This window comes from Polaromonas sp., from assembly GCF_013817205.1.
Taxonomy (GTDB): Bacteria; Pseudomonadota; Gammaproteobacteria; order Burkholderiales; family Burkholderiaceae_C; genus Polaromonas.
The window spans coordinates 20,467-27,604 of sequence record NZ_JACDDD010000052.1; the positions used below are offsets into that span (position 1 = coordinate 20,467).

Consider the following 7,138-nt stretch of genomic DNA (forward strand, 5'->3'; position numbering starts at 1 on the left):
GCCCGACGGGTGGAGGAGAGAAAACAAATACCGAATTCAATCCGGAGTGCAGGAAGCGCGCAGCGCTTCCTGCACGGGAATCCCAAGCGGCGGTCATGTTTGCACGCGAGCGCAGCACACGCGGCCACATGAGGCTCCTTCCATCGCCCAGCGGGGCGAGGGAAGGGCGGGGGTTGGGAGTGGGGAGTCAAGCCCGCTGGCGAACGCGGACCTGCACAGCATGAGAAAACCTGATTGCTATGAATTCAATAGCTGACAATGCCCGTTGGACGTGGGCCAGGGGCCAAAATGACTCACAAACTCAGGCTTTCGGCGGTTTCACCGGCCGCTGCCAGTTCTCCAGGCTGACCTGCTTGCCGCGCGCCACGTTCAGGGTGCCGGGCGGCGTGCTTTTGGTGATGGTCGAGCCTGCACCCACGGTGCCGCCCGCGCCTATGGTGACGGGTGCGACCAGCACGCAGTTGCTGCCGATGTGCACGTCGGCCTCAATCACGGTGCGGTGTTTGTTGGCGCCGTCGTAGTTGGCGGTGATGCTGCCGGCGCCGTAGTTGACACGTTCGCCCAGCGCGGCATCGCCGACGTAGGCCAGGTGGTTGGCCTTGGCGCCCCTGGCCAGGCTGGCGTTCTTGACCTCGACAAAATTGCCGATATGTACTTCAGCGCCCAGATCTGCGCCTGGCCGCAGCCGCGCAAACGGGCCGACCAGCGCGCCCTCACCCACCTGCACGCCGAGCTTTTCACCGTCAATGTGGGTGAACGGGTGGATCACCGCGCCGGCCGCGATGCGCGCGTTGGCGATCATGCAATTCGCGCCAATGGATACGCCTTCCCCCAGCGTCACGGCGCCCGAGAAAACGCAGTTGACGTCGATCTCCACATCCTGTGCGCAGTCCAGCGTGCCGCGCACATCGATACGCGCCGGGTCGGCCAGGCGCACGCCCTGCTCCATTAAGGCGGTGGCCATGCGCAGCTGGTGGACTCGCTCCAGTTCGGCAAGCTGCACCGGGCTGTTGACGCCGGCCACCTGGGCCGCGTCACTGATCTGATGAGCCACCACAGCCACGCCGTCAGTCACCGCAAACTTGACGATATCGGTGAGGTAGTACTCGTTCTGGGCGTTTTTGTTGTCCAGCCGCGCTAGCCAGCCGCGCAACAAACGGGTCGGCACGGCCATGATTCCGCTGTAGATTTCAGAAATGGCGCGCTCGGCGTCGCTGGCGTCCTTGTGCTCCACGATAGCCCGCACTTGGGCCGAGGTCTCCTTGCCGGCACGCACGATTCGGCCGTAACCGGTGGGGTCGGCCATGCTCAGGGTGAGCAGGGCCAGCCGCTGGCCGCCGCACTGCACCAGCAGCGCTTCCAGCGTCTCGACACGGGTCAGGGGAACGTCGCCCGACAGCACCAGGGTGATGCCATCATCTGCCAGCAATGGAAGGGCCTGCTGCACCGCGTGTCCGGTCCCGAGCTGGGGTTCCTGGCGCGCAAAGCTGATGCCCAGTCCCGCGGGAACTTCGCGGCCCATCGCAGACTCCACCTCTGCGGCACCATGGCCGGTAATCACCACCGCTTGGCGGGCCGATAACCGCGCTGCACAGTCAATCACATGGGCCAGCAGCGCACGGCCGCCCAAACGGTGTAACACTTTGGGCAGCCGGCTTTTCATCCGGGTGCCTTTGCCTGCTGCCATGATGACGACATCAACTGGAGTTGCCATGAAGTTTCCTGTGTCTGGTTTGTGGAGCGCGCGCACGACGCGCTGCGAATCGTTGCTGCGGATTATCGGGCTTGCCGTGATGCTACCGCTGGCTGCCCTGCTGGGCGCCTGCAGCGTGGTGAAACTTGCCTACAACCAGGCGCCGGAACTGGCCTACCTGCAGCTTGACGGCTATTTCGATTTCAGCGAGGCCCAAACCAGCCGGGTCAAGGATGAGCTGGTGAAGGTCCAGCGCTGGCACCGCAGCACCGAGCTGCCCGCCTACGCCGAGCTGCTGAAAAAATGGCAGGCCTGGATGCCGGGCGAGATCGACGAAGCGCGGGTGTGCACTGTCGCCGACGAAGTGCGCAGCAGCCTGCTGGCCATCTCCGCACGTTCCGAGCCCATGGTGGCCGAGCTTGCCCCCACTCTGGACAAGCAACAGCTCAACTACCTGCAGCGCAAGTTCACCAAACTGAATCGCGAGTACCAGCGCAATTTCATCGAAGGCACGCCAGCCGAAAGGCTTGAAAAACGCCTCGACAAGGCCGTGAGCCGCGCCGAAATGCTGTACGGCGCGTTGGAGGAAAAGCAACGTGCGGTCTTGCGTGCGCAGATGGCGCAGTCGGTATTCGATGCGTCCGCCACGCTGGCCGAGCACCGCCGCCGCCAGCAGGATGCGCTGCAGACCCTGACGCCGCTGATCAATGGTGCCGCCAACCCGGTCCAGGCTACCCCAGCCGTCAGGGCTTATTTTGAGCGCTCCCTGAATTCGCCGAATCCGGCCTATCGCAGCTACCAGGACAGGTTGACGCGCGACAACTGCAAAATGCTGGCGCTGCTGCATAACAGCACCACACCAGCACAACGCGCCAAAGCAATTGACACGCTGGGGAATTACGCCCGCGACTTCACGATTCTGGCGTCGCAGAATGATGCGGCCAGCCGGAAGGCGGCTAACGCGGCGACGGGACCGTTACTGGCGTTGGGCTTCTGACGATGAGCTGGCGCTTGTCTGGCGTCGATGAGGCATGCCGCCCAGGAACCTGTCACATGCTCTGGGTCGAACCCGTGGCGTTGGGTCTGGCGTACCCAGCAAGGCGACTTTCCTGACCAGGCTGTCTGGTGTGCGCTGGCTGGAATTCACCCGAACCGCTGCTTTGTTGCTGCTGTTGGTTAACGCGCCGCTGAGGTTGTTGCTGGAGCGGGCTGGACCGAAAAAGAATTTTGCTGTTCATCGTGACGGCCTTCTGCGCATCTGTCGCGTCATTGACGCCGGACTTTCAGCCTAGAAAATCCGAACCACGATTGCTGTCATCTGGCACAGCATGACCCTGTCGGCGGCGACCTACAACAAAGGTATGCGCCTCAAGGGCAGATCGTAATAGTCTGCCAGGCGGTGCAAGGCCCGCGGATTGATCAGCCGCAGCCGCCCGTCCCCCAGCTCATGCAGCCCCAGCTGCGCCAGCCGCCTCAGGGTCTTGTTGGTATGCACCAGCGACAGGCCCAAGGCATCGGCGATGTGCTGCTGGTTGATCGGAAATTCGATCGAGTTGTCAGTCGCCAGCCCCAAGCGTTCAACACGCCGGTACAGATGAATGAGCAGCATGGCCACGCGTTCTGCGGCCGTGCGCCGCCCGTTGGTCAGCAGGTTCTCATCCACCATGCCCTCCTCGCGCGCCGACAGCCAGGTCACGTCGTAACCCAGGCTGGGAAACTGGCGGAACAGGTCCCACAGTCCGTCACGCGGAAAAACACACAGTGCGGCATCGGTCAGCGCTTCCACACCATGGCTGGCGCCGTCAGCAAACTCCTGCTGCAAACCGATCAGATCGCCCGGCAGCAGGAAATTGAGGATCTGCCGGCGCCCGTCGCTAAGCGTCTTGTAGCGAAAGGCCCAGCCGGCGTACAGCGTAAACAGCTTGCCATTGGGGTTTTGCTCAGAAATGATGGACGTGCCGGCGGCGGCAAACCCTGCGCCGCTGCGGAAGTCTTCGATGAAGGCCAGTTCCTGCGGCGTCACCGCATTGAAAGCCTCCAGACCGCGCAGACGGCAGTCTTTGCAATGTTTGGGGCAGGGGCCGGCGCTGGAAGGAGGGGTGATAACCACGCGGAATTCTAGTGCCGAATTAGTGCCGGGACCCCCTGTGTCTTTTGACATTGTTGCAGTCGAGCCTGCTGGCTACATTACACGCCACTTATGGAAAATGCCTCCCCACTGCATGAGGTGCTTTATGTCAGCACCCTGTCGCCCGACTCACCCGTGAAGGTTGTTTCCCAGATTGCCGCCAAGGCCCGACTCGCCAACGAAGCGTCCGGCACAACGGGCTTGCTGGTGTTCGACGGCATGCGCTTTTGTCAGCAGATCGAAGGGCCTCGCAAAGCGGTACTCGCGTTGACAGAGCGCATCTTGCTGGACCCGCGCCATGTCAACGTTGAAATCCTGCACCATGGACCACTGCGCGAACGCAGGTTCCGCCGCTTCAGCCCGGGTTATGTGGTTACGGACGACGTCGACGTATTGGGCCGCATGCAGGAGGCGGGGCCTGAGCAGGCCATGGCGCAGTTTCTGGCACTGCTTCCCAGCATTGATCTGGACAGCTGAGGCCGCCGAACCCGGGGCCCGTCAGCGGATCATCCCTGTCAGGCTTGCAGTGCCGCCCCATCTCCTTGTCGCGCTCGGCCGTCCAGATGCGCGGCGAGTTGTTTTGCGACCGGCGAGGGGCCACTTCGTGGGGATCGACGCGCAAAACAATGAGGGCAATCCGCGAGGCCCGATCAATGAGGTCAGGCTTGCAGCGCCTCCCACATCTCCTTGTCGCGCTCGGCCGTCCAGATGCGCGGATTCTTGATACCGCTGGCTTCGTCGTAAGCGCGGCTGACGTCAAACGGCAAGCAATGCTCGTAGATGAAGACCTGGCCGAAGATCGGGTCCATGCTCTTGCGGGTGTGCGTCATCGCACCTTTGAGGTCCATCTTCGCCGCCGCCGCTTCCTTGCCACAGCGGAACAGCGTTTCCACCCATTGTTTGGTGTAGTCGATGGCCTTGTTCACCTCGGCAGCGCCTTTCATGGCTTCCCCGCGACCCGGCACGATGGCTTCAGCCTTGAGCGCGCGCAGCGCCTCCAGCGTGGCAGGCCACTCCTCGAGCTGGGCATCGCCGGTATAAACGCCGGCCTGGTACTCGACCAGGTCGCCGGAGAACAGCACTTTTTCCTCTTCCACCCAGGCGATGGTGTCGCCGCGCGTGTGACCGGGACCGGGGTGCCAGATTTGCACCTTGACGCCGCCCAGATCGACCACCAGCTTGCCCGGAACCTCACCCTTGACCGGGTTGCCACCGGCGATCACCATGGTCGGCCAGGTCAGGCCGGGCACGCTTTCGGCATTGCGAAACAGGCGGGGAAAACGCTCCATCTCGCTTTGCATGTCTTCGGCGCCGCGTTCGACGATCAGCTCATACGTGCCATGGCTGGCAATGACTTCGGTCGCGCCCTCGGCGATATAGGCGCTGGCGCCCAGCACACGCACTGCGTGGTAATGGGTGAGCAGCACGTATTTGATGGGTTTGTCGCTGACCGTGCGGATGCGCGCAATCAGGTCTTGCGCCATCGCCGGTGTGGCGGTTGCGTCGCTGACCATGATGAATTTGTCGCCGATGATCACGCCGGAATTCGGGTCACCCTCGGCGGTGTAGGCCCAGCAATGGGCACTGAGTTGCTCAAACGTGATTTTTTTGTCCGTGAGATCGGACTGTGAGGCAAAAGCTTTGGACATGGGGTCTCCGTGAGGGCAGCCGCAGAAAGTGGCAGCTGGTGCGATTTTACTATACGTAACTTATTACGGATAGTAAAACACACAAAGATTCAAGCCAGACCACGTTCCAGCATGGCCACCACCTCTTCCGAGAACGCGCGGTAAGTCATGGGGCCGTCGGGCCGCATCCAGGTGAAGGTCCAGTTGATCATGCCGAACAGCATCATCGTCACCGCCGTCTGGTTGGCCGGGGTGATGCGTTGCGGGTAGGCCCGCTTGAGAAAACGCGTCATGGCCGACACCACGTCACGCTGACGGTCCAGAATCAGCTCGCGCTGCACTTCACCGAGGAATTTGGTGTCGCCCAGCAAGGCGACATGGCGGGTGGCCGAACTTTCATACTGGTCGAGGAAATTGCGGATCAACTCATGCAGCGCCGCGCGGTCGTCCAGGTTCTTGCGCTGGGCAGTAGCTTCGGTCTGGCCGATGATGGCCAGCAAGTGCTGGGTGTAGCGGTCCAGCAGGTCGAACAGGATGGCTTCCTTGCTGCCGTAGTAGTGGTACAGCCTAGCCTTGGACGTGCCACAGGCGGCCGCGATGTCGTTCATGCTGGCCGCCATGTAGCTACGCTGCGCAAAACACTGAGCAGCCACGTCGAGAATGGCTTCGCGCTGGAGCTCGTGGGTCGCGGATTTGGGACGGGCCATGCGCTATTGTGAAGCACGCCGGGCGCGCTAAAGTAGCGTGATGCCGACAGACCTGTCCTTTGCCAATTACTGTTGCGAGCTGCTGGGCAGCGCGGGGCCGTGCTCAGCCCGCCGCATGTTTGGCGGCTTCGGCATCAGCACCGATGGATTGAATATCGCACTGCTGGCCGATCTGGGCGGCGGTGACACGCTCTGGCTCAAGGCCGATGAAGAAACCCGCAGCCTTTTTGAAGCTGTGGGTTGCCGCCCGTTTATGTATAAGGCCAAAGGCAAGGCCATGAAGCTGAATTACTACAGCGCGCCGGAAGACGCGATGGAGTCGCCTCAACTGATGGCGCAGTGGGCCCGGCTGTCGCTGGCCTGCGCCTTGAAGTCGCGCGCCGCCAAGGCCGTGCGGGCACGTCCGGTGGCCAGCCCCGTGACAAAACGCGGCAGCAGTACCAGCAAGGCTGTGCCCAGTGCACCGGCCAGGCCAAAGGCCAGCCGGCCTGAGGCGGCCGCAGCCAGACCGAGGGCGCCGCGCAAATCGCGCAGCGGCTGAGCCACACCGGCGCGCCAAGGCAGGCTGACCGCGCGTTGCGCCAGCGCATGCCGGGACGGGCTGGCCAGCACCACACCCGCGGCCGCAGACAAAGGATCCCAGCTGAAATACGCAGGTGAGGCATGGCCCGCATGCCAGGGTTCCATCACCAGCACCTGGCTGGGCAGCAGCTTGAGTTCTTCACCGGCGCCCAGGACATGGTCACCGCCGCGCACACCATCGTCCTGATGCGCATTGTTGAAGGTGATCCAGACCTGACCGTGGGCGATTCGCAACACGCTGGCTTCTGTGGGCCGCAAGGTCAACGCTCGTCCGCTAGCCCGGATATTTCATTAGCAGGAGTCGGCAGCCCCGTGCCGAAGCGCGTTGTCATTGGTGTTCGATGTCAATTGCAACCGGGGACTGCCAATGCCAAAGTGTACGCAAGAACGGATCGATTTT

The 7,138-nt window shown here is 62.6% G+C and carries 7 protein-coding genes and 1 pseudogene; 3 read left to right on the forward strand and 5 right to left on the reverse strand.

Annotated elements, in window-relative coordinates:
- Positions 1 to 301 precede the first annotated feature (301 nt).
- The gene (gene glmU / locus H0W47_RS12615; RefSeq protein WP_296924849.1) at positions 302 to 1,714 is read right to left on the reverse strand and encodes a bifunctional UDP-N-acetylglucosamine diphosphorylase/glucosamine-1-phosphate N-acetyltransferase GlmU; all 1,413 of its coding nucleotides are present in this window, start codon (positions 1,712 to 1,714) and stop codon (positions 302 to 304) included.
- On the opposite strand from glmU, the gene H0W47_RS12620 reads away from it, so the two are divergent.
- Positions 1,713 to 2,690 (forward strand): DUF6279 family lipoprotein, encoded by a 978-nt coding sequence (locus H0W47_RS12620; RefSeq protein ID WP_296924852.1) that lies wholly within the window; start codon positions 1,713 to 1,715, stop codon positions 2,688 to 2,690. The two genes, glmU and H0W47_RS12620, sit on opposite strands and share 2 nt — an antisense overlap.
- 351 nt (positions 2,691 to 3,041) lie before the next feature.
- Here H0W47_RS12620 and H0W47_RS12625 read toward each other — a convergent pair whose 3' ends face one another.
- Positions 3,042 to 3,803, reverse strand: a complete 762-nt coding sequence (locus H0W47_RS12625; protein ID WP_296924854.1) for a Crp/Fnr family transcriptional regulator — start codon at positions 3,801 to 3,803, stop codon at positions 3,042 to 3,044.
- Between the two features lie 90 nt (positions 3,804 to 3,893).
- On the opposite strand from H0W47_RS12625, the gene H0W47_RS12630 reads away from it, so the two are divergent.
- The gene (locus H0W47_RS12630; protein ID WP_296924856.1) at positions 3,894 to 4,298 is read left to right on the forward strand and encodes a BLUF domain-containing protein; all 405 of its coding nucleotides are present in this window, start codon (positions 3,894 to 3,896) and stop codon (positions 4,296 to 4,298) included.
- A gap of 182 nt (positions 4,299 to 4,480) precedes the next feature.
- On the opposite strand, the gene H0W47_RS12635 is transcribed toward H0W47_RS12630, so the two are convergent.
- Both H0W47_RS12635 and H0W47_RS12640 read right to left on the reverse strand, forming a co-directional pair.
- Positions 4,481 to 5,470 carry an MBL fold metallo-hydrolase gene (locus tag H0W47_RS12635; RefSeq protein ID WP_296924858.1) on the reverse strand — a complete coding sequence of 330 codons (990 nt, stop codon included), beginning with the start codon at positions 5,468 to 5,470 and terminating at the stop codon, positions 4,481 to 4,483.
- 89 nt (positions 5,471 to 5,559) lie between these two features.
- Positions 5,560 to 6,156 carry a TetR/AcrR family transcriptional regulator gene (locus H0W47_RS12640; protein ID WP_296924860.1) on the reverse strand — a complete coding sequence of 199 codons (597 nt, stop codon included), beginning with the start codon at positions 6,154 to 6,156 and terminating at the stop codon, positions 5,560 to 5,562.
- Between the two features lie 115 nt (positions 6,157 to 6,271).
- Here H0W47_RS12640 and H0W47_RS12645 point away from each other — a divergent pair, with 115 nt between their 5' ends.
- Positions 6,272 to 6,697: a TfoX/Sxy family protein gene (locus H0W47_RS12645; RefSeq protein ID WP_296924865.1), complete on the forward strand. Its 426-nt coding sequence runs from the start codon at positions 6,272 to 6,274 to the stop codon at positions 6,695 to 6,697.
- 146 nt (positions 6,698 to 6,843) lie between these two features.
- Here H0W47_RS12645 and H0W47_RS12650 read toward each other — a convergent pair.
- Positions 6,844 to 7,002 (reverse strand): annotated as a pseudogene (locus H0W47_RS12650) (DUF2917 domain-containing protein); the annotation flags it as partial.
- Positions 7,003 to 7,138: the final 136 nt, after the last annotated feature.